This is a genomic window from Allochromatium humboldtianum (assembly GCF_013385175.1).
GTDB classification, from domain to species: domain Bacteria; phylum Pseudomonadota; class Gammaproteobacteria; order Chromatiales; family Chromatiaceae; genus Thermochromatium; species Thermochromatium humboldtianum.
Genome location: NZ_JABZEO010000006.1, coordinates 262,189 through 286,219, shown reverse-complemented (window position 1 = coordinate 286,219; position 24,031 = coordinate 262,189). Strand labels below are relative to the sequence as shown.

Here is a 24,031-nt window from a genome sequence, read left to right as displayed (position 1 = left end):
ACAATGCCCGAATATCAAAATATCTTCACGACCGTGCAGGTGCGTGCCCCGGCTTATCCTGGGGTGCCGTTGCCGAAGGGCAGCCTGCCGCGCATCGGTAAGCCGATCTTCTCCTACTGGGCCGGCAAGATCGGTGACGCGCAGATTGGTCCGATCTACCTCGGCTTCACCGGCACGCTGTCGATCATCTTTGGCTTCATGGCCATCTTCATCATCGGCTTCAACATGCTGGCCTCGGTGGACTGGAACATCATCCAGTTCGTCAAGCACTTCTTCTGGCTGGGTCTGGAACCGCCGGCGCCGCAGTACGGCCTGACCATTCCGCCTCTGTCCGAGGGTGGCTGGTGGCTGATGGCGGGATTCTTCCTGACCATGTCGATCCTGCTGTGGTGGGTGCGCACCTACAAGCGCGCTGAAGCCCTGGGCATGAGCCAGCATCTGTCCTGGGCCTTCGCCGCCGCGATCTTCTTCTATCTGAGCCTGGGCTTCATCCGCCCGGTGATGATGGGGAGCTGGGCGGAAGCCGTGCCCTTCGGCATCTTCCCTCACCTGGACTGGACGGCCGCTTTCTCGATCCGGTACGGCAATCTGTACTACAACCCGTTCCACATGCTCTCGATCGCCTTCCTGTATGGCTCGGCCCTGCTGTTCGCCATGCACGGTGCGACCATCCTGGCGGTGAGCCGCTTCGGTGGTGATCGCGAGATCGATCAGATCACCGATCGTGGCACAGCGGCTGAGCGTGCGGCCATCTTCTGGCGCTGGACCATGGGCTTCAACGCTTCCATGGAATCCATCCATCGCTGGGCCTGGTGGTGCGCGGTCCTGACCGTGATCACGGCGGGTATCGGTATTCTTCTGACCGGAACGGTCGTCGAGAACTGGTATCTCTGGGCCATCAAGCATGGCGTGGCTCCGGCATATCCAGAGGTCGTGACCGCTGTAGACCCATATGCCACGGCTACGGGGGTGACGCAATGAATCTCGGAAAGCAACTGACCCTGCCCGCTGTCGCCGTCGTCGCCTCCGTGGTGCTGCTCGGCTGCGAGCGTCCGCCACCGGAAGTGGTGCAAAAAGGCTATCGCGGCGTGGCCATGGAGCAGAACTACAATCCGCGTCTGCTCGAGGCCAGTATCAAGGCCAATCTGCCGGTCGAGTCGCTGCCGGCGGCCGCTCCAGGCGGCCCGAAGGTCTCGGACGTCTATGAGAACGTCCAGGTGCTGAAGGATCTGAGCGTCGCCGAGTTCACCCGGACCATGGTCGCCGTGACCACCTGGGTGGCGCCGAAGGAAGGCTGTAACTACTGCCACGTTCCCGGCAACTGGGCCTCCGACGACATCTACACCAAGGTGGTGTCGCGTCGGATGTTCGAGCTGGTTCGGGCAACCAACAGCAACTGGAAGGACCACGTTGCCGAGACGGGTGTGACCTGCTACACCTGTCACCGTGGCAACCCGGTGCCGAAGTATGTGTGGGTGACGGATCCGGGTCCGAATCAGCCTTCGGGCGTGACGCCGACCGGCCAGAACTATGCTTCCTCGACGGTCGCTTACTCGGCACTGCCGCTGGATCCCTACACGCCGTTCCTGGATCAGGCCAACGAGATCCGGGTGATCGGTCAGACGGCGCTGCCGGCAGGCAACACGACCTCGCTCAAGCAGGCAGAGTGGACCTACGGCCTGATGATGCAGATCTCCGACTCGCTCGGCGTCAACTGCACCTTCTGCCACAACAGCCGCTCCTTCTACGACTGGAAGCAGAGCACGCCGCAGCGCACGACGGCCTGGTACGCCATCCGTCACGTCCGCGACATCAACCAGAACTACATCTGGCCGCTCAACGACGCGCTGCCCGCTTCGCGCAAGGGCCCCTACGGCGACCCCTTCAAGGTCGGCTGCATGACCTGCCACCAGGGCGCTTACAAGCCGCTCTATGGCGCTCAGATGGCCAAGGACTACCCGGCGCTGTATGAGTCGGCTCCGGCCGAGGCCGCACCGGCCGCCGAGGAAGCTCCGGCTGCAGAAGCCGAGGCCGCTCCAGTGGAAGAGGCTGCGCCTGCTCCAGTCGAGCAAGCCGCTGCACCTGTCGAGGACGCCGCACCGGCTCCGCAACAGCTGTAAGGCCAGAGAGGATCGAACCGATGAGCAGGGACGCTCGCCAGGTGCCGGGGTAGGGAAGCCGGCACCCAATGCAAGACCCGCGGCGAGGCTCGCATCAGTCCAGTCCGCGGTCGTCCCGGATGGCCAGAGACCCAAGCGTCGAAGCCGTCGCAGTGTTTGACCGAGGAATCATCCAATGGCTGACGAAAACCGTTCGATGTCTGGGCTGACCGAAGATGAGGCAAGGGAATTCCATGGTATCTTCGTATCCAGTTTCGTCGTGTTCACGGGGATCGTCGTCGTTGCACACATCCTCGTGTGGTTGTGGCGTCCTTGGCTGTAACAGCCTAGGGTATTAGTGTTCGTGAGCGAACGGGCGATTGTGACTCAAGCACCGCCCACCAGTAAGAGACCGGAGATATCAAAATGCACAAGATCTGGCAGATTTTCGATCCCCGCAGAACCCTGGTTGCCCTGTTCGGCTTCCTGTTCGTCCTGGGCCTGCTGATCCACTTCATCCTGCTCAGCAGCCCAGCCTTCAACTGGCTGAGCGGCTCCTAAGTCCCGATTTGGGCACCGGCAAGCTCCCTGGATCGCTGCGATGACCGAGACGATCCACGGACTTGCCAACCGATCCCCGGCCGCGGGGACATTCGCGGTAACGGCCGATTAGGCCCAACTTGATTCAAAGTGAGGATAATTCAATGGCTGATCAGAAGAGCATGACCGGGCTGACCGAAGAAGAGGCTAAGGAGTTCCACGGCATCTTCACCCAGAGCATGACCATGTTTTTTGGGATCGTGATCATTGCTCACATCCTGGCATGGCTGTGGCGCCCCTGGCTGTAATCGCCGGATTGCCGCCGCGTCGCGGATAATGACGGGAGGCGGGCGGCCCATGCCGCCGCGTCCCGTTTCATTCGTCAGGAGAACCCCCGATGATGCCCCAACTGTACAAGATTTGGCTGGCCTTCGATCCGCGCATGGCCCTGATCGGGCTTGGCGCCTTTTTGTTTGCGCTGGCTCTGTTCATTCATTACATGCTGCTGCGTTCGCCAGAATTCGACTGGCTGCTGGGTCCGGATTACGCTCCGGTCACCCTGTCGGCCGGAATGTCCGCTCTGCCGGCTGGTCGTTGATTCGAGCGGTCGAGGGCATGCGCGGGCGGGGAGAGTGTCGTTTCCTCCCTCGCCCGTTTTTTCGTTTGGATAGCCGCTGATTCGAGATGCACTTCCACGTCGAGCAGATTCAGCTGACCACCCAGGCCCCGATCGAGATCATCGACCTCTCGGAGCAGGTTCGGCAGGCGTTTGCGCGACACCCCGTCCGCCAGGGCTGGGTGACGATCACCTCGGCGCATACGACCGCCTTCGTGGCCCTGAACGAGCGTGAGCCCAAGCTCCAGCAGGACATGCTCGATTTCCTGACGCGACTCGCGCCGCCGGGTCAGACGCACTACCGGCACGACATCGATCCGATCGACGGTCGTCCCAACACACACTCGCATCTCATCGGGCTGTTCATGAACGCCTCCGAGACCATCCTGGTCGAAGATGGGCGGCTTCTGCTCGGCGAGTGGCAATCGGTCTTCTTCATCGAACTCGATGGGCCGCGTCCGCAACGTCAGGTGCGCGTGCAGATCGCCGGTCTCGCCTGACCGTCGCTGATGATCGCAAGGCCATCGATTCCCTTTCTTTGCACGCGGTTCGTTCCATGACAGCAAGCGATTGGGCCGGCTTCTTCGCCGATGAGGCGTCCCTGGATCGGGAAGCCTATCTCTTCCTCGATTACTACCTGGAATGCTCCGGCGATCCCGAGTTGGCCGCCGCGCACTTCTGCTCCGAGCAGTCGACCGCGCAATGGCGTCGTGTCGGCTCGGACGAGGATCTGCGCCCAAGATTCGGCGCGCGCGTGGTCGATCTCCAGATCCTGGATGGTGCGCGTCCGGAATTCAGCTATGGCGTAGGATCGGGTTCGGATGCACCTGTCACGGCCTGCCGCCTGCGTATCGCCCATCCGCACGGCAATTTCGGCCCGCGTCTGCCGAACCTGCTGAGCGCGATCTGTGGCGAGGGGACGTTCTTCTCGCCCGGCGCGCCCATCGTCAAGCTGCTTGACATCGAGTTTCCCGAGAGCTATCTGGCCTGTTTCCAAGGCCCGCAGTTCGGTGTCGCGGGCTTGCGCGAGCGGTTGCAGGTCCATGACCGGCCGATCTTCTTCGGCGTCATCAAGCCCAACATCGGTCTTCCGCCCGAGGCGTTCAGCGAGCTGGGGCACGAGAGCTGGCTCGGCGGTCTGGATATCGCCAAAGACGACGAGATGCTGGCCGACACCGACTGGTGCCCGCTGGACCGGCGTGCCGAACTCCTGGGCGAAGCCCGGCGACGGGCCGAGGCCGCGACCGGGGCGCCCAAGATCTATCTGGCCAATATCACCGATGAGGTCGATCGGCTGGTCGAGCTGCATGATCGCGCCGTCGAGCGGGGCGCCAATGCGCTGCTGATCAATGCCATGCCGACCGGGCTGAGCGCGGTGCGGATGCTGCGCAAGCACGCCCAGGTGCCGCTGATGGCGCATTTTCCCTTCATCGCGCCCTTTGCACGGTTGGAGCGCTTCGGTGTCCACACCCGTGTCTTCACCAAGCTGCAACGGTTGGCGGGCTTCGATGTCATCATCATGCCGGGCTTCGGTCCGCGCATGCACATGACGGATGACGAGGTACGCGCTTGCGCGACGGCCTGTCTCGAACCCATGGGACCGATCAAGCCGAGTCTGCCGGTGCCGGGCGGCAGCGACTGGGCCGGTACCCTGCGTCCGCTCTATGAAAAGCTCGGTACGGTCGATTTCGGCTTCGTGCCGGGACGCGGTGTCTTCGGGCACCCGATGGGGCCGCGTGCCGGGGCGGCCAGTATCCGTCAGGCTTGGGAAGCGATCGTCGCCGGCGAGAGCCTGGAGGAACGGGCCAAGCATCATCCCGAATTGAGCGCGGCGATCGCGGCCTTCGGCAAGCCGGCGCACACGCAAGCTGCCTCGTCTCAGTCGTCTGATCCGGCCTCTGAATCGAATCGCGCTGGAGGTGGCAGTTGACGGCTCATATCGTGCCTCTGCCGGCGGCGGGTGATCTGGAACGCGCCGCCCAACGTGATGCCGTCGAGCAACTGATCCTGGTCGACGAACAGGATCGCCCCATCGGTGTCGCCGGCAAGCTCGAACCGCACGAACTCGGCCAACTGCATCGCGCCTTTTCGATCCTGGTCTTCAATGCCGAGGGCGAGCTGTTGTTGCAGCGTCGCGCCGACAGCAAGTATCACTTCGCCTCACGCTGGTCGAATACCTGCTGCGGTCATCCGCGTCCGGGCGAGACCACGTCCATGGCGGCGGGGCGGCGGCTGAAGGAAGAGTTCGGCATTCGCGTACCGCTGAACGAACAGGCTGAATTCGTCTACCGAGCCGAGGATCAGGCGAGTGGCCTGATCGAGCACGAATATCTGCACGTCTTCTACGGCGTCCACACCGAAGCCCCGCGTCCCGATCCGACCGAGATCGGGGCCTGGCGCTGGATGTCGGTGCCGGCGATCAAGCGTGCCCTGCGTCGACATCCCGAGTGGTTCACCCCCTGGTTCAAGCTGCTCGTCGAGCGTATGCTGAGCGATTGATTCGCTCAGCTTTTGCGGCTCCCCGCCGCTCGACCAGGACGCCATGTCAACGCCGGATACTCTGAACGCGCCTTCGCGCGCCACACCCGATACCCACCAGCGCGGCCAGGACAAGCTCGCGCGCATTCCGATCAAGGTCGAGACCAACGCTCCTGTGCTGCGCAAGCCGAGCTGGATTCGCGCACGCGCGCCGGTCGGGCCGGGCGTCGCGCGGATCAAGAAGCTGCTGCGCGAGAGCAAGCTGGCTACCGTCTGCGAGGAGGCCCAGTGCCCGAATCTGGGCGAGTGCTTTGCGCATGGCACGGCGACCTTCATGATCCTGGGTGATGTCTGCACCCGTCGCTGTCCATTCTGTGACGTGGCCCATGGTCGTCCCCAGCCGCCCGATCCGGACGAGCCGGCGCATCTGGCCGAATCGATCGCGCTCCTGGGATTGCGCTATGTGGTCATCACCTCGGTCGATCGCGACGATCTGCGCGATGGCGGGGCGGGGCACTTCGCCGACTGTCTGCGCGCCATTCGTGCGCGCAATCCCGATACCCGGCTCGAATGTCTGGTGCCGGATTTTCGCGGCCGCGAGTCGGTGGCGCTCGATCAGTTCGAAGGCGACGCCGTGCCGGACGTCTTCAATCACAATCTCGAAACCGTCCCGCGTCTCTATCGCGAGGCGCGTCCGGGGGCCGATTACGCCGGTTCTCTGACACTGCTCCAGGCGTTCAAAGCCCGTCATCCTTCGGTTCCGACCAAGTCCGGGATCATGCTCGGACTCGGCGAGACCCAGGACGAGGTGCTCGACCTCATGCGCGATCTGCGCGCCCACGACTGTGACATGCTCACGCTCGGGCAGTATCTCCAGCCCTCGCGCGATCATCTGCCGGTGCGCCGCTACTGGACGCCGGACGAGTTCGACGCCCTGCGCCGGGCCGGTGAGGACATGGGATTCTCCAATGTGGCCAGCGGCGCCATGGTGCGCTCGTCCTATCACGCCGACCGGCAGGCCGGCGATCTGGTGCGCTGAATCATCCGGCTTCGGCGAGGTGCTCAAGCAATCGCCTGCAGCTGATAGCGCTCCATCAGATAGCACAGACAGTCCTGGCGGATCACGGTCTCGTCGCGGGTGAGCATGGACGGCATGAGGCAGCGCCGCAGACGCCATTCGCCATCTTCCAGCCGAAAATAGCGCGCGCCGACGTCACGTCCGAGTTCATCGATCACGTCCAGCGCCGTCTCGGCGCCTGGGCGAACCCGCGCGAGGGGCGTTCCGATCGGCAGCTCGCGAAAGTTCATCCGCTCCAGCTCCGGATCCAGCCACAGATCGACGTCGCGCGGATCGAAACCGAAACTGACCGTCTCCGGAATCCGGATCTGAGCCACGGTATGGAAGAGGTCGACCTCGCGCGCCGGAAGCGGATGCGCCGGAATCTCGCTCAGATGCAGCACGGCCTCGACGAACTCGCGCGCGTGCTCGATCCCGGCCTGTTCGCCGACCTTGCCGCATTCCAGGGTGACGGCCGGCGCCAGCTCGGCCATGGCCATGGACTGCACGCCCGTGGGGCGGATGAAATAGACCACGGTGCGACCGAAGAGCCGGGCCAGATGCAGAAAGCGTTCGTCGAGCCGGTTGACGCAGGCATAGTGCGGATTGAGGCCGGTGTTGTTGTGCAGATCCAGGCTGGCGAAGAGGCCGCGCCGGGCCATGATGTCGACGACCTGGCGCATGAGCCGATGTTCGAGCGTCTCGGGATCTTCGGACCCTGGCCAGACCCGGTTGTAGTCCGGCTGGCCGGGCAGACGGCGTACCCCGCCGGCGGCGGCGCTGACGTTGCCGATGAACAGACTCAGCGCGCGCGGGAGCCTGAGTTCGCCGAAGCGTTCGAGCCGTTCACGCAGGAGCGCGCGCACGGCCTCCCAGCCCACGGTCTCGTTGCCGTGCAGCAGCACCGAGACGAAGAGCGCCGGTCCCCGCGCACCGGGCAGATGGATGAGCGTCGGCGCGCCGAGCCGTTCGGCGAGTCGTCGGCTGTCGGTCTCCAGGAGTCCGTCGGGCAGTGAGTCGAGTTCGCGTAGCATGGTTCAATCAAGGCTCCATTCATGCACAGGCCGACCGTGTGTCTGCTGTTCGAGATAGGCCTGAGTCAATCCCATCATATCCGGACCATGCCGCCGGACCCAATCGCGTTGCCAGCGCGTACCCGTGCGTCCGGTCGCCAGACGCCGCTCGATGAGGCCGAGCCAGTGGTCGATCTCGGGCGGATCGAGACCCAGATCGCTCAAACCCTGCCGCGCGCGCGGGATCAGCGCTTCGGCGAGCACCTGGGTCACTGGATGCGTGCGACCATCCAGCCAGCCGATGTCGGCCGACAGCCCTTCGCGGGCGCAGGCATAGAAATTCCGCTTGGTGTGCGCGAACGCCAGCCTGGATTCGGGTGACGGCTGCTCGCGGCTCAGATGCGCGATCAGCCCCAGATAGAGCGCGGCATTGGCGATGAGATCCGCGACCGACGGTCCCGAGGGCAGCGTCCGATGTTCGAGCCGCAGATGCGGTCGGCCATCCGGCTCGAAGCCGATCAGGGGACGATTCCAGCGCCAGATAGTGCCGTTGTGCAACCGCAGATGGGCCAGACGCTCGGGCGGTTCGTCCATCAAGTGCGGGAGCAGCACCGGATAGTCGTCGCGATTGGACTGAAAGGTCTCCAGGAGCGAGTGCCGTGCATAGCGGAAGCCGAAGCCGACGCGCTCCTGCAGGATGGGGCCGCCGACCGAGACGGCCTGCTCGAACAGCGGAATGCGGGTCTCGTCCCAGAGATCGCGGCCGAAGAGATAGGGCGAGTTGGCGCCAATGGCCACCAGTGGACCGCTGATCAGCTTGGCGGCGTTGTAGACGCGGGCCGATTCCTGAGCGCCGATCCGGATATGGATCTGAAACGAGGTCGCCGCCGACTCCAGCATGACGTCGCACCATTCCAGGTCGATGCGTTCGCGTCCTTCGATCCGCAGCCGGAGCGGATGTCCGTGACGCTGGGCGAAGACCTGCTCGTTGAGGGCGCGATAACGCTCGCGCGGCGTCATGAAGTCGAGCCTGAGATCCTCGGGCCGGACCGTGGGCAGGATGCCTATCAAGCCCAGACGGCAGTCGTGGCGTCCGGCGGCCTGCGTCGTGCGTTCGAGCGTCGCGCGCAGATCCTGGGCCAGCGTCGAGAGCGCCGAGCCGCGCAAGTGTGCCGCCGCGCCGTTGAACTCGATATTGAAGGTGGCCAGTTCGGGGACGACCGACGGATCGTCCAGTGTCGCCAGCACGGATTCGATGCGCGGGGCGGGATGTCCGGCCGCGTCGACCAGCCAGGCTTCGAGCTCGAATCCGGCGCTGGGTTCGCCATCATCCAGCCGGCCTTCGGCAAACCACTGTTCCAGAATGCGAGTCTCGTCACGGACTCGCCTGGAGAACTCAGCGAAATCCTGCTCGGTGAAGCGCGAAGACGCGATATCCTGCCCCATGCTCTGACCTCAGCGACTTGAACTCGTCCTGAGTATGGCAGAGGACTTCGAGGCTTGTAGTCCTCGCGGCTTGTCTAGCCTGCCTGGGTACGACCAGCACTCAGCCAGTCGTCGAGTGCGGCCAGTCGTTCGGGCGTCCCGATGTCGAACCAGTGTCCGTCATGGCGTCGACCACTGACACGACCGTTGGCCATTGCCTGACGGAGCAGCGGCGCGAGCGGAAAAGCGCCCGCCCTCTGCCCGTCGAACAGCTCGGGCCGATAAAGACCGATGCCGCTGAAAGTCAGGCGCGGCCCTCCCTCGCTCCGGACGCGCCCGTCGACCAGCGTGAAGTCGCCCTCGGGATGGTGGGGTGGGTTGTCGACCAGCACCAGATGCGCCAGATCTCCGGCATCGATCGCGAGTCCGGCGAGATCGACATCCGTCCAGACATCGCCGTTGACGACCAGGAAGGGTTCGGGACCGAGCAGCGGCAGAGCGCGGAAGATGCCGCCGCCGGTCTCCAGCGCCTGTTCCTCGGGCGAATAACGGATCTCGACTCCAAACGCCGAGCCATCCCCCAGCGCCGCTTCGATCTGCGCGCCCAGATGCGCATGGTTGATGACCAGCTCGCGGATACCCGCCGCCGCCAGCCGCTCGATGTGATGCCGGATCAGCGGTTTGCCGCCCGCGACCAGCAGCGGCTTGGGCGTGTGGTCGGTGAGCGGACGCATCCGCTCGCCGCGACCGGCGGCCAGGATCATCGCCTTCATGCCGGCTTGGCCTCGTTGCACTCCTGGAAGATGCGCTTGTCACAGGTCGCGCACACCGTCTTGTCGAGCTTCTGATAGATCGCCCGCACCGCCGCCGTCTTCGACTGGAAGACATTACGCCCGCCCGTGGCCTCCAGACAGCCGCATTGCTCCAGCGACTCCCACAGGCCCTGCTTGACGTTGATCAGATACATCCCGCCGCCGTCCCGGCGCCGCCGCGTGGCTTCCTCGACCAGGGCATGACCGCCCTGCAAATCGACGAAGTTGATGCCGTTGGCGATCAGGGCCAGATGCTTCTGCTCGGGATGTTCAGCGCGCAGTCGATCGAAATACTGCTCGACATGGGCCACCGAGCCGAAGAACAGCGAGCCGTCGATACGCACGAAGCGCAACTGCGGACATTGGACGACGTCGGGATTACTCGAAAAGGCGTGCTTGGGCAGACGCGGATCGGGCGCCATGCTGACGATGCGTGGTTTGGAGGTGCGATCCAGATAGAGCACCAGCGACAGCAGCACGCCGGCGAAGATCGCGAACTCCAGATCCAGGAACAGCGCCGAGAAGAACGTGACGGCCAGCACGCCAGTCTCGCGCCCGGACGAATGCAGGATATGGCGGATCTCCTTGAAGTCGATCAGCCCCCAGGCGACCAGGAACAACACCCCGGCCATAGCGGCTTTGGGCAGATAGCTCGCATAGGGCGCGACCAGCAGCACGATGGCCATCAGCATGAAGGCGGCGAAGATCGAGGCCAGCGGTGTGCGCGCGCCGGCCTCGTAGTTGACGCCGCTGCGGTTGAACGAGCCGGTGGCCACATAGCCGGAGAAGAAGGAGCCGGCGATGTTGGACAGCCCCTGGCCGATGAACTCCTGATTGCCGTCGATGCGATAGCCGCCCCGCGCGGCGAGCGAACGGGCGATGGAGACCGCCTCGGTCAGGGCGAACAGGGTCACGGCCAGCGCGACCGGCGCCAGCTCGCGAATGTGTTCCAGGGTCAGCGAGGGAGCTGAGAGCGGCGGCAGCGTCGCGGGCAGCGCACCCACGGTGGCGATGCCGGTCGCCTCGGCCCCAAACCAGGTATCCAGGCCCAGCGCCAGCAGACTGCCGCCGAGCATGGCGACGATCATGTACGGAATGCGCGGCAGCCAGCGTTTGCAGGCGATGCCCAGACCCAGGGTCGCCAGCGCCACCAGGGTCGCGCTGGGGTTGATCTCCAGCACATGCCCGAAGAACTCGAACAGGATGTCGTGCAGATGACCCCCGCTGTCCATCTCGACGCCGAAGAAGTGCTTGAGCTGCTTGGCGGCGATCAGCACCGCCGCGCCGGCCGTGAAGCCCACCACCACCGAGTGCGAGATGAAGTTGACCAGCGCCCCCATGCGCGCGAAGCCCAGCGTCAGTTCGATCACACCGACCATGAAGGTCAGGGTCAGGGCCAGCGTGACGTAATCCGGCGTTCCGGGAACGGCCATGGTCGAGAGCGCCGAGAACAGCACCACCGAGGCCGCCGTGGTCGGTCCCGAGACCAGATGACGCGATGAACCGAACCAGGCGGCGATGATCGCCGGCACCATGCCCGCATAGAGACCGTATTCGGGCGGCATCCCGGCGATGGTGGCGAAGGCCACGCCCTGCGGCAGCACCACGATGGCGCCGGTGAGGGCGGCGATGAGATCGGCGCGCACATCGCGCCCCGTCACCTGCGGCAGCCAGACTTTGTGCGGTGTAGTCCAGGACCAATCGATCGCGTGGATGGCTTGTTTGCCGGTCGTCAGCGGATGTTGCGTCCGCAGCGTCTGGAAGAGCGACTGGAGTCGGTTCATGGTTGATTGGGGGTACGACTTGGGTGAGTGGAGCCGGGCGCCGGACAGCGATGGCGCCGTGCTCCTTTTAGAAGGTTGGCGGGTCTCAGGCTGTCAGCCGTTCTTCGGCCTCGCGGTATTTGGCGGCTGTGCGTTCGATGATCTCCGGGGGCAGCGTGGGACCGGGCGGAGTCTTGTCCCAGTCGAGCGTCTCCAGATAGTCGCGCACGAACTGCTTGTCGAAGCTCGGCGGACTCATGCCCGGCTGGTAGTCGTCGGCGGGCCAGAAGCGCGACGAATCCGGGGTCAGCGCCTCGTCGATCAGATACAGCCGACCGTCGTCGTCGAGGCCGAACTCGAACTTGGTGTCGGCGATGATGAGACCGCGCTCCAGTGCATAGGCCGCACAGCGCGTATAGATGGCCAGACTGGCATCGCGCACCCGTTCGGCCAGCTCGCGGCCGATCAATCCGACCGTGTGCGCGAAGTCGACGTTCTCGTCGTGTGCGCCCAACTCGGCCTTGGTCGACGGCGTGAAGATGGGCTCGGGCAGCCGGTCGGCCTGACGCAGACCAGGGGGCAGGGCGATGCCGCAGACCGAACCCGTGGCCTGATAGTCCTTCCAGCCCGAGCCGATCAGATAGCCGCGCACGATGGCCTCGACCGGCAGCGGCTTGAAGCGGCGCACCACCATGGCGCGGTCGCCGAGTTCGGCCAGCGCCGGCGGGTCCGTCACCACGGCGGACACCGGAATGTCGGTGAGATGATTGGGAATGATGTCGGCCGTGCGCCCGAACCAGAAGCGCGACAACCGCGCCAGCACTTCACCCTTGCCGGGGATGGGATCGGGCAGCACCACGTCGAAGGCCGACAGTCGGTCGCTGGCCACGACCAGCAGATGATCGTCATCGATACGATAGAGATCGCGGACCTTGCCGCGCGCGATCAGTTCGAGATGGGGTAGATTGGATTGATAGAGAGCGGGCATGGCGGTTGATCCGGAATCGATAAGACTGCGATTATAAACCGCCATGGCGATGCAGCGCCCAACAACTGCCGTCGCGGCCGGCGACGGCAGTTCGCGTCCTGACAATACTGGAGAGACTGAGACTATGAGCAAACAGATCATCCGTACCGATCAGGCGCCGCGCGCCATCGGCACCTATTCACAGGCGGTCCGCGTCGACCGGACCGTCTATCTGTCGGGTCAGATTCCGCTGGCGCCCGAGACCATGGAGCTGATCGAGGGCGACATGAGCGCCCAGATCCGGCGCGTCTTCGACAATCTGCGCGCCGTGGCGCAGGCGGCCGGCGGCGATCTGAGCGATATCGTCAAGCTCAATGTCTTTCTCACCGACCTCAACGACTTCGTCCTGGTCAATCAGATCATGGCCGAGTATTTCCACGAACCCTATCCGGCGCGTGCCGCCATCGGTGTGGCGGCCTTGCCCAAGGGGGCCGCCGTCGAGATGGATGCCATCCTGGTTCTGGAGTGAGGTCAGTCCATCATGCAACTCACTCGACTTCTGCCCGTGTTACTGATTCTTCCGCTTGTCGGCTGCGGCACCTCGCCGACGCGCGGACCTTCGGCCTATGACGCCAGACCGGCGTCCTTTGGTGTCAGCGGCGACTTCGCCGGAGCGCCCGGTGTCGACGCCTTCGTTGAGCGTATGCGCCAGCACGGTTATTCGCCCGACCGCACGGCGGCCATTCTCTCAGGTGCGCGGCGTCAGCAATCCATCATCGATCTGATGGACCGTCAGGCGCCAAGCAAGAGCACAGGTCCGAACGGCGCCTGGACACGCTATCGGGCCAAGTTCCTCGGCGAGGACTCCATCAACAATGGCGTCGCCTTCTGGCGTCGCAACGAAACGGCGCTCGCGCGTGCCTCCGCGCACTATGGCGTTCCGCCCGAATACATCGTCGCCATCATCGGCGTGGAGACCCGCTACGGCGGCTTCACCGGCAAGACGCGCATCATCGACGCCCTGGCCACGCTCTCCTTCGCCTATCCGCGTCGCGCCGAGTATTTCACCAGCGAACTGGAGAACTTCCTGATCATGGCGCGCGAGGAGAACATCGATCCCTTCGCACCGCGCGGTTCCTTCGCCGGCGCCATGGGGCTGGGGCAGTTCATGCCGTCGAGCTTCCGCGATCATGCGGTCGATCACGATGGCGACGGCCATCGCGACCTCTGGAATCCGGCCGACGCCATCGGCAGCGTGGCCAACTATTTCCGCCACCACGGCTGGCAACCGGGCGAGCCGGTGGCGGTGCCGGCTCAGGTCCAGTCGGCATCGAGTGCGCGCGCGATGAAGACCGGCTTCAAGACCAGCTATGGATTGAACGAGCTCGCCAGTCGCGGCATCACGCCCACGCGCGCGCTCGGCCGGACCGGAACGGTCAGTCTGCTCGAACTCGACGCCCAGGGCGGTTATGAATACTGGCTGGGACTCAAGAACTTCTACGTCATTACACGCTACAATCACAGCACCTACTACGCCATGGCCGTGCACCAGCTCGCCCAGGCGATCCGTTCGCGCAAGGGCGCTCCGGATGGGACGCGCGTCAGCTCGACCTGGTGATTGCGGCTGTGGGTGTCTGGTGCGCCAAATCTGTCTAACCTCGGAGAGCGTCTGCCATGTCTCAACAGCTTGCCCATGCATCGCGTCTGAGTGTCGAGGACTACCTGGCCGGTGAGGACGGCGCCGACATCCGGCATGAGTACATCGACGGCGAGCTGTACGCCATGAGTGGCGCCAGCCGTCAGCATGTGCTCATCGTCGGCAATCTCTATGCGTACCTGCGCCCGCTGCTGCGCGGGACACCCTGCCAGCTCTTCGCCAACGACCTGAAGGTAAGGCTCAAGATCGCCGAGCAGGACATCTTCTATTACCCCGATCTGATCCTGGCCTGCGACCCGGACGACCGCGAGACCTATTACTGCACCCGTCCCTGTCTGCTGGTCGAGGTGCTGTCGGAGTCCACGGCGCGCATCGATCGGCGCGAGAAGCTGCTCGCCTATCAGACGCTCCCGAGTCTGATGGAGTATCTGCTCGTCGATCAGCATCAGCGCCGTGTCGAGGTCTATCGCCGCGCCCAGGGCTGGGCGCTGGACGTGCTCACCGAAGGGGCGGTGCGGCTCGACTGTCTCGATCACGAGGTGCCGCTGGATGTGATCTATGAAGATGTCCTGGCACCGGACAGACGACGCGATGCCTGACGCCGGCGTCAGCGACGGCGTGTCCGATCCGGCCGCCTTGGCGCCGGAGGCCGGGCGGTCGTCGGATCGTGGGCTGGACCGGATTCCGGCGCGCACGCTCGATCGGGTCGGGCCGAAGATCGCCGAGCGGCTCGAACGGCTCGGTATCCGCACGGTCCAGGATCTGCTGTTCCATCTGCCGCTGCGCTATCAGGATCGCACCCGGCTGACGCCGCTCACCGAGATCGAGGTCGGGGTCGAGACCTGGGTCGAGGGTGAGATCCTCGAATCCGGCATCGGCCTGGGGCGGCGGCGTTCGCTCAAGGTCTGGGTCGGGGACGCGCTCGGCGCCGGACTGCTGCTGCGCTTCTTCTATTTCTCTCCCCAGCAGGCCGCCGCGCTCAAGCCCGGCGAGCGGGTGCGCTGCTATGGCGAGGTGCGCCAGGGGCCGCAGTCGCTGGAGATGGTGCATCCCGAATACCGTCTCCTGCGCCCCGAGGCCGATGAGCCGATCGCCGCCTGTCTCACCCCCATCTATCCCTCGACCGAGGGGCTTCAGCAAACGAGCTGGCGCGGTCTGACCGATCAGGCGCTGGCGCTCATGGAGCGCACTGGGCCGGCCGAACTGCTGCCGCCCGAAATCCTCGAATCCATGAAGCTGCCGACGCTGACCGAGGCGTTGGCTTTTCTGCACCGTCCGCCGGTCGGCACGCCGCTCCAGGATCTGACCGAGGGCCGGCATCCGGCCTTCGCCCGGCTGGCCTTCGAAGAACTGGTCGCGCATCAGGTGAGTCTGCGCCGGATGCGGCTGGAACAGCGGCGCGTCTCGGCGCCGGTGCTGGGCGGTGACGGCGGCTTGCGCGAGCGTTTGCGGGCCAGTCTGCCGTTCCGGCTCACCGCGTCGCAGGAGCGGGTGGTGGCCGAGATCGCGGCCGATCTGGCGCAGTCACGGCCGATGCAGCGGCTGCTCCAGGGCGACGTGGGTGCGGGCAAGACGGTGGTGGCGGCGCTGGCCGCGCTCCAGGCGCTGGAGTCGGGCTGTCAGGCCGCGCTCATGGCGCCGACCGAGCTGTTGGCCGAGCAGCATCATCGCAGTCTGAGCGGCTGGCTCGGTGCGCTCGGGCTCGAACCCGTGTGGCTGGCCGGGCGGCACAAGGGGCGCGAGCGCGATGAACGGCTGGCGGCGATCGCCTCGGGCACGGCGCCGATCGTGGTCGGCACCCATGCGCTGTTGCAGGACGACGTGGCCTTTCAGGATCTGGGGCTGGTCATCATCGACGAGCAGCATCGTTTCGGCGTCCATCAGCGGTTGAAACTGCGGGAGAAGGGCGGGGGCGAGGACGGGGCGCCGCATCAGCTCATCATGACCGCGACGCCGATTCCGCGCTCGATGGCGATGACGCTCTATGCCGATCTGGATCTGTCGGTGATCGACGGGCTGCCGCCCGGTCGCACGCCGATCGTCACGCGCGCGGTGCCGGATACGCGGCGCGATGAGGTCATCGAGCGGGTGCGTCAGGCGTGTCTGGCGGGGCGGCAGGCGTATTGGGTCTGTACGCTGATCGAGGAGTCGGAGGTGCTGGAGTGTCAGGCGGCGGAGGATACGGCGCGTCAGTTGAGCGAGTGTCTGGAGGGGTTGCGGGTCGGGCTGGTGCATGGTCGGCTCAAGAGCCAGGAACGCGATGCGGTGATGGGGGCGTTTGCGTCCGGGGCGCTGGATCTGCTGGTGGCGACGACGGTGATCGAGGTCGGGGTGGATGTGCCGAATGCCAGTTTGATGATTATTGAAAATCCGGAGCGGTTGGGGTTGGCGCAGTTGCATCAATTACGCGGGCGGGTTGGGCGTGGGTCGGTGGAGAGTCATTGTCTGCTGCTCTATCACGCGCCGCTGTCGGCGATTGCGCGTGAGCGGTTGGGGATCATTCGTGATTCGAGCAGTGGGTTTGAAATCGCCGAGCGTGATTTGGCGATTCGAGGGGCGGGTGAGGTGTTGGGGACGCGCCAGACGGGGAGTATTCAATTCCGGATTGCCGATCCGTTGCGGGATCAGCCATTGATTGCCGAGGCGCAGCGGGCGGCGGATCGGTTGCTGGTGGGGTATCCTGAACTCGTTACGCCGTTGATTGATCGGTGGCTGGGGGAGCGGGCGCATTATGGTGGGGTTTGAGAAGTCTTTTTATATACACGAGGGGGTTTGGCTTGATGACGAATGGCCAGCTAGTCTTGAGCTAGATTGCAGTCAGTTTAGCACCGAAGTGTCCGTCCGCTGCCTAAATACACTGTTGGGCGTCACGGCCATACACCGGAAGCGCCCGAACTCCACTCAGATACAACTTTTCGGCCCACGAAGGGGAACAGTGATGATTAGCTCGATTAGCTCGTATTCCGCACACCAAACAAGCGGCGCAATGGCTTACAAGGCTGCTTCAATGACGGGGGCTTCTGGCACCTCGGAAAATAAAAGTGAGTCACGCACAGAAAGTAGCAGCACACAGACGATTTCCACTCTGGCCCGTCAACTGGCGGACAGCGCCAGTCGCGCTGCGGAACGTGATAAGACACTCACTCGTTCAGAACTGGGCAACAAGGCAAAAAATCTTCTGAGTCAAATATCTGGGGATTCCTACCAAGCCAACAAGGAAAAGCACGACCGTGAAATCCCAAATACTAGCGATCCAGAGCTATTAGCCAGAGCCAAGCAGGCAACCGAATTTGTAAATAGAAATAGTAACGGCGGCAGCGAAAAAAACCCCTTCGCCAGCCTATCGAATGACCAACTGTCGATCATTATCTATGACGATAGTAGGGCATATACAATCAACGAGCGTCGCGCAGCTTGGAGCGAAGCCTACGACCGAGATGAAGCATGGCGAGAAAAGGTCTGCGCCCAAGCCATGGATGAATACAACCGGACGGGGAAAATGACCAATTTTTTCAAGTCAGTCCTTGATTATTTCAACGAACTACCGGCAATCGAGCAAGCGCAATATCCCAATGATTACGCCAGCGACCTACAGTCCAAGATTGATCTGGATTTTAACTACCGCACACACCGGGCTGAGGGTAAAGGCAAAGACCCCATGAGCTTGATCGAGATGCTGTTCGTGCAAGGCCCGCAACAAACCGATGCACTGTGGCAGGGGCCAAAAAATACCGCCGACCGTGAAGTGTAGAGGATTCTCATGCCGCCCAACACTGCGCTCCAAGGGACGCTGCGCGATAAAGCCGCGCAGCGCCCCTGAGCTTGGACGTTAGGCTTGAGGAAAAGATGAAAAAAATTCTCAAGTATTTCGTGCCCATCTGGTTGTTCTGTTCTGTGCTTTTTGCGCTCTCCAGTTTCTCCACCGGAATGGTCAGCGACAGGCTGATCAGCAGTTTTAAGAAGGCAGATCCACCCGTCGAGAGTTATCACGCCGCCTATATATACAAAGGCAATGTCGTGCTTGAGGGGAAACAGGGACGTACCACATTAATCGCGAATTGACGAGATGACGCGAGTTCAGCGGTGGTTGGCTTTGGCCCATTTTGGATGCGGCTTCCTGCTCCTGCTCGGTATCGCATGGGCGGTGGCGGTTGTGCTTGGAGTGCTGCCGAGGTCGACAGGCGTCCAAGGGGAAACAGGGACGGACCACGTTATTCGCCTAACGATTTATTTCGCCCGAAGCCGGTTTCACTCTCGCTCAACCAGCTCGGCTTATCATCGCATTAGGCAATTACGGTAAACAGGATTGCAAATGCAGTGCCACAGAAAATTCGCGACTTGCTCAAAAATCTGAAATGCGCCGGCTTTACAGAAATAGTTGGAGCTGGAAAAGGGTCGCATCGAAAATTCGTTCACCCAAATTATCCCAGCGTCGTGACGGTAAGCGGACATTCCGGCGATGACGCGAAGCGATATCAAGAAAGAGATGTAGCGCAAGCTATTGAAATGGTGGGCAAATGAAAGAATTCGACAAATATCACAAATGGGTGGATTGGAGCGAGGAAGACCAGGTCTATATCGGTAGATGCCCGGACCTTATCACCGGAATCCATGGCGATGATCCCGTTGCGCTTTATGGAGAGTTGTGCGCCGTCGTTGAGGACGTGATCCGCCACTTCAACGCTGAAGGCCGACCCCTGCCGCCACCACAGGTTCGCCCTATGCGCGAAGTGGCATAGCATAGCTGCCCAAAGATTCAGGATTCCCGCAAGGCTCATACAGCGGCGGTCTTGAGAGATCAAGACGCTTGAGTGGAGGCAAAAATGAAAATCGCCATCAACCTTCCCAATGATTTCGTCGGAATGCAAACTGAGCAAGCCGTAGCCAAAGAGATGCGTCTGGCCTACGCCCTGACCCTCTTTAAAGAGAGTCGCGTCTCTCTAGCCAAGGCCGCCGAACTAGCCGACTTGGATCTCTATGCATTCATCACCGCCTGCAAGAACGAACGCATTTCGGTCATCGACACCTCGCGAGACGAACTCCTGCGTGAGATGTATCTGATTTCGTCGGTGCCAAACGCGCAGGTCTCATCGAAGTCGTGAAGCCCTATGTGCAACGGCTCTCCACCTCCGACCTCTATCTGTCCGATGCGCTTGTTTCGACCGTGCTCGAAATTGCGGGTGAAGGGTAGAATCGCCTCCCCTTAGCCCGCTGTTTATTCAGCTTACCGTTCTCGATGGTCTGCCTGAGCGATCCGATTTCGTGTCGTCCTGTAACCATTTCCACAGCGCCGCCAGCCGTCCATGCGCACTCTCATGCAGCGACAGCAGCGCCGGCGTGAAGACCAGCACCAGCACGGTCGAAAAACCCACGCCAAACGCCAGCGACACCGCCATCGGAATCAAAAACTGCGCCTGAAGACTGGTCTCGAAGATCAGCGGCCCCAGCCCCACCACCGTCGTCGCCGAGGTCAGCAGCATCGCGCGCAGACGCGACACCGCCGCCTCCACCAGCGCCTCATCGACCGCCATCCCCTCCTCGCGCAACTCGTGATACATGCTGACCAGGATGATGGCATTGTTGACCACGATCCCGGACAGCCCGAACAGCCCGAACAGCGACAGCAGCGTCAGATCCAGCCCCAGCAGCCAGTGCCCGCCGATCGCGCCCACCAGACCCAGCGGAATGGCAGTCATCACCACCAGCGGCCAGCCCCAGCTCCCGAACACCGCCGCCAGGATCATATAGATCAGCGCCAACCCCAGGATCAGCCCCAGCCGCATGTCACCGAGCGTCTCGCGCTGATCGGCCGCGCGGCCCTCGAAGCTGTAGTCGATGCCGTAGTGCGACACCAGACGCGGCAGCAGATCGCGCTCCAGCGCCTCGCGGACGTTGTCGGGCGTGGCCAGCGCACGGTCGATGTCGGCCGAGACCTCGACGGCGAGCCGTCCGTCGGCGTGACGCAGCGCCTCGAAGCCGCGCTGCGTCTCCCAGGCCGCGACCGTGGTCAGGGGCACGAACCGTCCGTCCGGCGTGCGCACCAGCAGTTGTTCCAACGCATTGAGCCGGACGCGCTCGGCGCGCGGCAGCAGCACCCGCACCTCCAGCTCGTCCTGTCCGACCTGGACCAGTTGCGCCAGATAGCCATCGAAAGCCGCGCGCAACTGGCGCCCGAGCGATTCAGTGGTGAACCCGAGCGCCTGTCCGGCCGGCGTCAGCCGATAGATGAGCTGTTCGCGTCCGAACGGCATGTCGTCGACCATGTCCGAGACCCCCGGCACGCTCTCCAGACTCTGCGCCAGTTCGAGCGCGGCGGACTTGAGCCGGTTGGCCTCGTCGCCCATGAGCCGGATCGTCAGATCGCGGCCTGGTGGCCCGGCCCGACGCGCCGAGATCACCAGACTCTCCAGTCCGGCCGGCATCCGGGTGTTGGCGCGCCAGGCGGCGAGGAACTGCTCGTTGCGCACCGCGCGATACTCCGAAGGCACGAGCTGCACCAGGATCGAGGCGAGCTGATCGCCGCCGGCGCCCGCGCCGACATCCACCGCGACCGTCGCGCCGAGCCGTGCGACCGCCGACTCGATCAGCCCGCCGCCGAACTGTTCGTCGGTCGCGATCAGCGCGCGCTCCAGCTCGTCCAGGAACGCGGTGGTCTGTTCGCGCGGCGTGCCGGCGACGAAGGTCGCGTTGGCGAAGACCACCTGGGACTCGGGCGTGGGGAAGAACACGAACGACACCCGCCCGCCGATCAGCAATCCGATGGCCAGCAGCATCAGCACCGCGACCACACTGACCGTCACGCCGCGCCAGTGCAGCGCCCAGACCACCAGGGGGCGGTAGACTCCATCGCGGAAGCGGTCGAATCCGGCGTTCACCCGCTCGCGCCAGCGCGGCACGGTGGCGTCCTTGTGATGCTCGAAGGCCGAACGCAGGTGCATCGGCATGACCAGGAACACTTCCAGCAGCGAGGCCAGCAGCACCATGATGGCCACGAAGGGGATGTCACCGAGGATGTTGCCCATGATGCCGCCGACCAGCATCAGCGGCAGGAAGGCGGCGATGGTGGTCAGACCCGAGGCGAGGATCGGCCAGAACATGCGTTGGGCGCCGCTGAGCGCCGCCTCGGCGGGCGACAGACCCTGCCGGAAGCGCGTCTCGGCGTGTTCCCCGACCACGATGGCGTCGTCGTCGATGATGCCGAGCGTCAGCAGCAGCCCGAACAGGCTCATCATGTTGATGGTGCCGCCGAAGGCCCACAGCAGTGCCAGAGCCGCCATGTAGGCGACCGGGATGCCCATCGCCACCCAGAAAGCGACCCGCCCCGGCAGAAAGATGAATAGCATGATCAGCACCAGGGTCAGACCCTGGAGCCCGTTGTGGATCAGCAGATCGATGCGATCGGCGATGACTTCCCATTGCGCATCGAAGACCGTCAGCTCGATGGCCGGCGGCAGGGTCGGGCGGGTGTCGTTGAGCCAGTCGTCGAAGAGACGCGCGGCCTTGAGCGAATGGCCCTGCTCGGCGCGCTGCACCAGGAGTTCGACCGTCGCCGGCTTGTCCGCCAGCGCCTCGGCGTTCAGACCGACCGGGATGGGAGCCAGCGTCAGACTGGCCGGGCGCGCCTCGCGCACGATGGTGGCCACGTCGCCCAGCCGCACCAGCGCGCGTTCGTCGCTGACGATGGCCAGATCCTCGAAAGCGAGCGGGTCGCGACGCTGCTCCAGACTGCGCAGTTCGCGTGCGCCATCGGCCTCGCCGGCGATGCCGGACGGCAGGTCGCGCGCGATCCGTCCGATCTGCTCGCCGATGCCGTCGAGCGAGAGTCCGAGCGTCTCCAGCGCCCGCCCCGGCACCTCGATGGCGATGCGCTCCTCGGGCAGGCCCGAGATGTCGACCCGATCGATGCCGCGCGCCAGCAGTTCGCGCTCGAACTGCCGCACCCAGGGCCGCAGCTCGGCCAGACTCGGCCCCGAGACCAGCAACCGCGCCACAGATTCATAGCGCGAGATCCGGCTGATCTGGGGCGTCTCGGCGTCCTTGGGCAGATTGCGGAATTCGTCGACGCGCTGGCGTACCTGATCGAGCGCCAGCAGCGGATCGGTGTCCTCCTGGAGTTCGACCGACAGACTGGCGATGCCCTGGGCGGCGGTCGCGGTCAGCTTCTTGAGTCCGTCGACGGTCTTGAGCCGTTCCTCCAGCGGGATGAGGATGCCGTTCTCGACGTCTTCGGCCGAGGCGCCGCTCCAGACCACGCGCACCGAGATCACATCGAGCGCGAAGGTCGGGAAGAACTGGATGTTCATCCGCGTCAGACTGATGACGCCCAGGATCAGCATCCCGGCCATCAGCAGATTGGCCAGCAGCCGGTGGCGGACGAAGACCGCGATCAGACTCGTGCTCATTGGACGATCTCGACCTTGAGCGTATCGAGCGCGTTGGGCAGATGGGTGATCATCACCGGCTCGCCGGGCTGGAGTTCGGGCACGCGCAGCAAGACCCGGCCCTCGCCGGCGCCGGTGTCGAGTTCACCGACGCGCTCGATGCGCAGACCATGCAGACGCCCGTCGCGCACCGCGAAGATGCGATCCCCGCCATGGAGCGCGGCGAAGGGCAGGGCGATGGTGTCGGGCGCGGGCGGGCGCTCCAGACGCAGCTCGACGAACGCGCCCAGCGGCAGACGCGACTCGGGAGCAAGTCGCAGCAGGGCATCGACGCCGCGCGCGTCGGCTTCGCCCGAGAGACGTTCGAGCACGGCCGTGACCGGGCGTCCGGCGTGTGAGCCGGAGGCCGTCAGCTGTTCGCCATTGGTGAGCGCGGCGCGCAGTTCCTCGCTGTGTACGCCCGGCACCTTGGCGCGCACATAGAGTCCATCGAGCGGATAGAGGGTCAGGATGGTCTGGTTGGGCTGGAGCTGATCGCCGGCCGCGGCCTCGACCACGCCGATACGTGCCTCGAAGGGGGCGCGAATGGTCCCGCGCGCCAGATCGCGCTCGGCCTCGGCCAGGGCCGCTTCCAGGGTCGCCAGCCGCGCCGGATGCTCGGCGATCGACTGCTCGCGCAGGGTCACGGCGAGCTGGGCGCGGGCGTATTGCTCGCGCGCCTCGTCGACGCTGGAGATCGAGCCGAGTTGCTTGGACTGCACGGTCTCGGCGCGCTCCAGCGCCTGCCTGGCCAGCCGCAGGATCTCGCGTTCCTGTTCCAGTGCTTGGCGGTCATGGACCAGCTTCAGCCGCTCCTTCTCCAGATCGGCTTGCGCCCTGGTCAGGCGCGGTTGCAGATCACGGGGGTCGAGCCGGGCCAGCAGTGCGCCGGCGGCGACGCGCTCGCCGTCACGAACCTGGACTTCCAGCAGCCGGCCAGCGACGGGGGCGGCGGCCTGGATGCGATCCGGCGCCTCGACCTGTCCGAAGAGCGTCAGGATCGGATGATGGGCGGCGGGCCGGACGTCGGTGACGGCGATACGCCAGATCCGTTCACTGGGCTGGACAGGATGCGGGGCGGGGCGGGTCGCCTTGAGGGCGACGAAGATCCCGACCCCCAGAGCGAGGATCAGGATCGGCAGGATACGGCGCGGCATGGATCGGGTCTGGGCTCGTTGGGGTTG

General features: G+C 64.3%; 26 protein-coding genes. 19 read left to right on the top strand and 7 right to left on the bottom strand.

The window, feature by feature from the left end; translation table 11 throughout:
- Positions 1–3: 3 nt before the first annotated feature.
- The 10 genes from pufM to lipA all read left to right on the top strand — a co-directional run bounded on the left by pufM (position 4) and on the right by lipA (position 6,772).
- Positions 4–981: a photosynthetic reaction center subunit M gene (gene pufM, locus HW932_RS11305; protein ID WP_012971731.1), complete on the top strand. Its 978-nt coding sequence runs from the start codon at positions 4–6 to the stop codon at positions 979–981.
- Positions 978–2,120, top strand: coding sequence for a photosynthetic reaction center cytochrome PufC (pufC, locus tag HW932_RS11300; protein WP_176976590.1), 1,143 nt, complete (start codon positions 978–980; stop codon positions 2,118–2,120). Before pufM ends, pufC begins: the two co-directional genes overlap by 4 nt.
- Before the next feature lie 175 nt (positions 2,121–2,295).
- On the top strand, positions 2,296–2,442 hold the full coding sequence (pufB, locus tag HW932_RS11295) for a light-harvesting antenna LH1, beta subunit (protein WP_176976589.1): 147 nt from the start codon (positions 2,296–2,298) through the stop codon (positions 2,440–2,442).
- A gap of 83 nt (positions 2,443–2,525) precedes the next feature.
- The gene (pufA, locus tag HW932_RS11290; RefSeq protein WP_012971728.1) at positions 2,526–2,660 is read left to right on the top strand and encodes a light-harvesting antenna LH1, alpha subunit; all 135 of its coding nucleotides are present in this window, start codon (positions 2,526–2,528) and stop codon (positions 2,658–2,660) included.
- Between the two features lie 143 nt (positions 2,661–2,803).
- On the top strand, positions 2,804–2,947 hold the full coding sequence (gene pufB / locus HW932_RS11285; protein ID WP_012971727.1) for a light-harvesting antenna LH1, beta subunit: 144 nt from the start codon (positions 2,804–2,806) through the stop codon (positions 2,945–2,947).
- 89 nt (positions 2,948–3,036) lie between these two features.
- Positions 3,037–3,237 carry a light-harvesting antenna LH1, alpha subunit gene (gene pufA, locus HW932_RS11280; protein ID WP_012971726.1) on the top strand — a complete coding sequence of 67 codons (201 nt, stop codon included), beginning with the start codon at positions 3,037–3,039 and terminating at the stop codon, positions 3,235–3,237.
- An 86-nt stretch (positions 3,238–3,323) separates the two neighbouring features.
- Positions 3,324–3,755, top strand: coding sequence for a secondary thiamine-phosphate synthase enzyme YjbQ (locus HW932_RS11275; protein ID WP_176976588.1), 432 nt, complete (start codon positions 3,324–3,326; stop codon positions 3,753–3,755).
- 56 nt (positions 3,756–3,811) lie between these two features.
- Positions 3,812–5,185: a RuBisCO large subunit C-terminal-like domain-containing protein gene (locus HW932_RS11270; protein WP_176976587.1), complete on the top strand. Its 1,374-nt coding sequence runs from the start codon at positions 3,812–3,814 to the stop codon at positions 5,183–5,185.
- A complete protein-coding gene (gene idi, locus HW932_RS11265; protein ID WP_176976586.1) occupies positions 5,182–5,754 on the top strand; it encodes an isopentenyl-diphosphate Delta-isomerase in 573 nt (190 codons plus the stop codon). Before HW932_RS11270 ends, idi begins: the two co-directional genes overlap by 4 nt.
- 43 nt (positions 5,755–5,797) lie before the next feature.
- Positions 5,798–6,772 (top strand): lipoyl synthase, encoded by a 975-nt coding sequence (gene lipA / locus HW932_RS11260; protein WP_176976585.1) that lies wholly within the window; start codon positions 5,798–5,800, stop codon positions 6,770–6,772.
- Positions 6,773–6,795: 23 nt separating this feature from the next.
- Here lipA and HW932_RS11255 read toward each other — a convergent pair whose 3' ends face one another.
- The 5 genes from HW932_RS11255 to HW932_RS11235 form a co-directional block, all read right to left on the bottom strand.
- A complete protein-coding gene (locus HW932_RS11255) occupies positions 6,796–7,824 on the bottom strand; it encodes a M14 family metallopeptidase (RefSeq protein WP_176976584.1) in 1,029 nt (342 codons plus the stop codon).
- A 3-nt stretch (positions 7,825–7,827) separates the two neighbouring features.
- Positions 7,828–9,249 (bottom strand): glutamate-cysteine ligase family protein, encoded by a 1,422-nt coding sequence (locus HW932_RS11250; protein WP_176976583.1) that lies wholly within the window; start codon positions 9,247–9,249, stop codon positions 7,828–7,830.
- Between the two features lie 74 nt (positions 9,250–9,323).
- Positions 9,324–10,001: an N-acetylmuramate alpha-1-phosphate uridylyltransferase MurU gene (gene murU / locus HW932_RS11245; protein WP_176976582.1), complete on the bottom strand. Its 678-nt coding sequence runs from the start codon at positions 9,999–10,001 to the stop codon at positions 9,324–9,326.
- Positions 9,998–11,824: a SulP family inorganic anion transporter gene (locus HW932_RS11240; protein WP_176976581.1), complete on the bottom strand. Its 1,827-nt coding sequence runs from the start codon at positions 11,822–11,824 to the stop codon at positions 9,998–10,000. Before HW932_RS11240 ends, murU begins: the two co-directional genes overlap by 4 nt.
- Before the next feature lie 85 nt (positions 11,825–11,909).
- On the bottom strand, positions 11,910–12,791 hold the full coding sequence (locus tag HW932_RS11235) for a phosphoribosylaminoimidazolesuccinocarboxamide synthase (protein ID WP_176976580.1): 882 nt from the start codon (positions 12,789–12,791) through the stop codon (positions 11,910–11,912).
- 124 nt (positions 12,792–12,915) lie between these two features.
- Here HW932_RS11235 and HW932_RS11230 point away from each other — a divergent pair, with 124 nt between their 5' ends.
- The 9 genes from HW932_RS11230 (at position 12,916) to HW932_RS11190 (ending at position 19,529) form a co-directional block, all read left to right on the top strand.
- Positions 12,916–13,299: a RidA family protein gene (locus HW932_RS11230; RefSeq protein WP_176976579.1), complete on the top strand. Its 384-nt coding sequence runs from the start codon at positions 12,916–12,918 to the stop codon at positions 13,297–13,299.
- 12 nt (positions 13,300–13,311) lie between these two features.
- Complete coding sequence (gene mltB / locus HW932_RS11225; RefSeq protein ID WP_176976578.1) at positions 13,312–14,388, top strand: lytic murein transglycosylase B; 1,077 nt, start codon at positions 13,312–13,314, stop codon at positions 14,386–14,388.
- Positions 14,389–14,444: 56 nt separating this feature from the next.
- On the top strand, positions 14,445–15,026 hold the full coding sequence (locus HW932_RS11220) for a Uma2 family endonuclease (RefSeq protein ID WP_176976577.1): 582 nt from the start codon (positions 14,445–14,447) through the stop codon (positions 15,024–15,026).
- Positions 15,019–17,172, top strand: a complete 2,154-nt coding sequence (gene recG / locus HW932_RS11215) for an ATP-dependent DNA helicase RecG (RefSeq protein ID WP_176976576.1) — start codon at positions 15,019–15,021, stop codon at positions 17,170–17,172. Before HW932_RS11220 ends, recG begins: the two co-directional genes overlap by 8 nt.
- Before the next feature lie 241 nt (positions 17,173–17,413).
- Positions 17,414–18,178, top strand: a complete 765-nt coding sequence (locus HW932_RS11210) for a hypothetical protein (RefSeq protein WP_222932317.1) — start codon at positions 17,414–17,416, stop codon at positions 18,176–18,178.
- Positions 18,179–18,273: 95 nt separating this feature from the next.
- Positions 18,274–18,489 (top strand): hypothetical protein, encoded by a 216-nt coding sequence (locus HW932_RS11205; RefSeq protein WP_176976575.1) that lies wholly within the window; start codon positions 18,274–18,276, stop codon positions 18,487–18,489.
- A 255-nt stretch (positions 18,490–18,744) separates the two neighbouring features.
- Entirely contained in the window at positions 18,745–18,948 is a 204-nt protein-coding gene (locus HW932_RS11200; protein WP_176976574.1) for a type II toxin-antitoxin system HicA family toxin, read from the top strand.
- Entirely contained in the window at positions 18,945–19,166 is a 222-nt protein-coding gene (locus HW932_RS11195; RefSeq protein WP_176976573.1) for a pilus assembly protein HicB, read from the top strand. Before HW932_RS11200 ends, HW932_RS11195 begins: the two co-directional genes overlap by 4 nt.
- A gap of 84 nt (positions 19,167–19,250) precedes the next feature.
- A complete protein-coding gene (locus HW932_RS11190) occupies positions 19,251–19,529 on the top strand; it encodes a UPF0175 family protein (protein WP_176976572.1) in 279 nt (92 codons plus the stop codon).
- 117 nt (positions 19,530–19,646) lie between these two features.
- On the opposite strand, the gene HW932_RS11180 is transcribed toward HW932_RS11190, so the two are convergent.
- Together HW932_RS11180 and HW932_RS11175 are read right to left on the bottom strand one after the other, a co-directional pair.
- Entirely contained in the window at positions 19,647–22,829 is a 3,183-nt protein-coding gene (locus tag HW932_RS11180) for an efflux RND transporter permease subunit (RefSeq protein ID WP_176976570.1), read from the bottom strand.
- The gene (locus HW932_RS11175) at positions 22,826–24,004 is read right to left on the bottom strand and encodes an efflux RND transporter periplasmic adaptor subunit (RefSeq protein WP_176976569.1); all 1,179 of its coding nucleotides are present in this window, start codon (positions 24,002–24,004) and stop codon (positions 22,826–22,828) included. Before HW932_RS11175 ends, HW932_RS11180 begins: the two co-directional genes overlap by 4 nt.
- Between the last annotated feature and the right edge of the window lie 27 nt (positions 24,005–24,031).

What these genes read in the sequence shown, in the direction of transcription:
- pufA (WP_012971728.1), top strand. Translation starts at nt 2,526, where the DNA reads ATGCACAAGATCTGGCAGATTTTCGATCCCCGCAGAACCCTGGTTGCC.
- HW932_RS11235 (WP_176976580.1), bottom strand. Translation starts at nt 12,791, where the DNA reads ATGCCCGCTCTCTATCAATCCAATCTACCCCATCTCGAACTGATCGCG.
- pufB (WP_012971727.1), top strand. Translation starts at nt 2,804, where the DNA reads ATGGCTGATCAGAAGAGCATGACCGGGCTGACCGAAGAAGAGGCTAAG.
- mltB (WP_176976578.1), top strand. Translation starts at nt 13,312, where the DNA reads ATGCAACTCACTCGACTTCTGCCCGTGTTACTGATTCTTCCGCTTGTC.
- HW932_RS11195 (WP_176976573.1), top strand. Translation starts at nt 18,945, where the DNA reads ATGAAAGAATTCGACAAATATCACAAATGGGTGGATTGGAGCGAGGAA.
- HW932_RS11230 (WP_176976579.1), top strand. Translation starts at nt 12,916, where the DNA reads ATGAGCAAACAGATCATCCGTACCGATCAGGCGCCGCGCGCCATCGGC.
- HW932_RS11240 (WP_176976581.1), bottom strand. Translation starts at nt 11,824, where the DNA reads ATGAACCGACTCCAGTCGCTCTTCCAGACGCTGCGGACGCAACATCCG.
- pufB (WP_176976589.1), top strand. Translation starts at nt 2,296, where the DNA reads ATGGCTGACGAAAACCGTTCGATGTCTGGGCTGACCGAAGATGAGGCA.
- lipA (WP_176976585.1), top strand. Translation starts at nt 5,798, where the DNA reads ATGTCAACGCCGGATACTCTGAACGCGCCTTCGCGCGCCACACCCGAT.
- HW932_RS11190 (WP_176976572.1), top strand. Translation starts at nt 19,251, where the DNA reads ATGAAAATCGCCATCAACCTTCCCAATGATTTCGTCGGAATGCAAACT.
- HW932_RS11175 (WP_176976569.1), bottom strand. Translation starts at nt 24,004, where the DNA reads ATGCCGCGCCGTATCCTGCCGATCCTGATCCTCGCTCTGGGGGTCGGG.
- HW932_RS11180 (WP_176976570.1), bottom strand. Translation starts at nt 22,829, where the DNA reads ATGAGCACGAGTCTGATCGCGGTCTTCGTCCGCCACCGGCTGCTGGCC.
- HW932_RS11210 (WP_222932317.1), top strand. Translation starts at nt 17,414, where the DNA reads ATGGCTTACAAGGCTGCTTCAATGACGGGGGCTTCTGGCACCTCGGAA.
- HW932_RS11270 (WP_176976587.1), top strand. Translation starts at nt 3,812, where the DNA reads ATGACAGCAAGCGATTGGGCCGGCTTCTTCGCCGATGAGGCGTCCCTG.
- HW932_RS11250 (WP_176976583.1), bottom strand. Translation starts at nt 9,249, where the DNA reads ATGGGGCAGGATATCGCGTCTTCGCGCTTCACCGAGCAGGATTTCGCT.
- recG (WP_176976576.1), top strand. Translation starts at nt 15,019, where the DNA reads ATGCCTGACGCCGGCGTCAGCGACGGCGTGTCCGATCCGGCCGCCTTG.
- pufC (WP_176976590.1), top strand. Translation starts at nt 978, where the DNA reads ATGAATCTCGGAAAGCAACTGACCCTGCCCGCTGTCGCCGTCGTCGCC.
- pufM (WP_012971731.1), top strand. Translation starts at nt 4, where the DNA reads ATGCCCGAATATCAAAATATCTTCACGACCGTGCAGGTGCGTGCCCCG.
- HW932_RS11220 (WP_176976577.1), top strand. Translation starts at nt 14,445, where the DNA reads ATGTCTCAACAGCTTGCCCATGCATCGCGTCTGAGTGTCGAGGACTAC.
- murU (WP_176976582.1), bottom strand. Translation starts at nt 10,001, where the DNA reads ATGAAGGCGATGATCCTGGCCGCCGGTCGCGGCGAGCGGATGCGTCCG.
- HW932_RS11255 (WP_176976584.1), bottom strand. Translation starts at nt 7,824, where the DNA reads ATGCTACGCGAACTCGACTCACTGCCCGACGGACTCCTGGAGACCGAC.
- HW932_RS11275 (WP_176976588.1), top strand. Translation starts at nt 3,324, where the DNA reads ATGCACTTCCACGTCGAGCAGATTCAGCTGACCACCCAGGCCCCGATC.
- pufA (WP_012971726.1), top strand. Translation starts at nt 3,037, where the DNA reads ATGATGCCCCAACTGTACAAGATTTGGCTGGCCTTCGATCCGCGCATG.
- HW932_RS11205 (WP_176976575.1), top strand. Translation starts at nt 18,274, where the DNA reads ATGAAAAAAATTCTCAAGTATTTCGTGCCCATCTGGTTGTTCTGTTCT.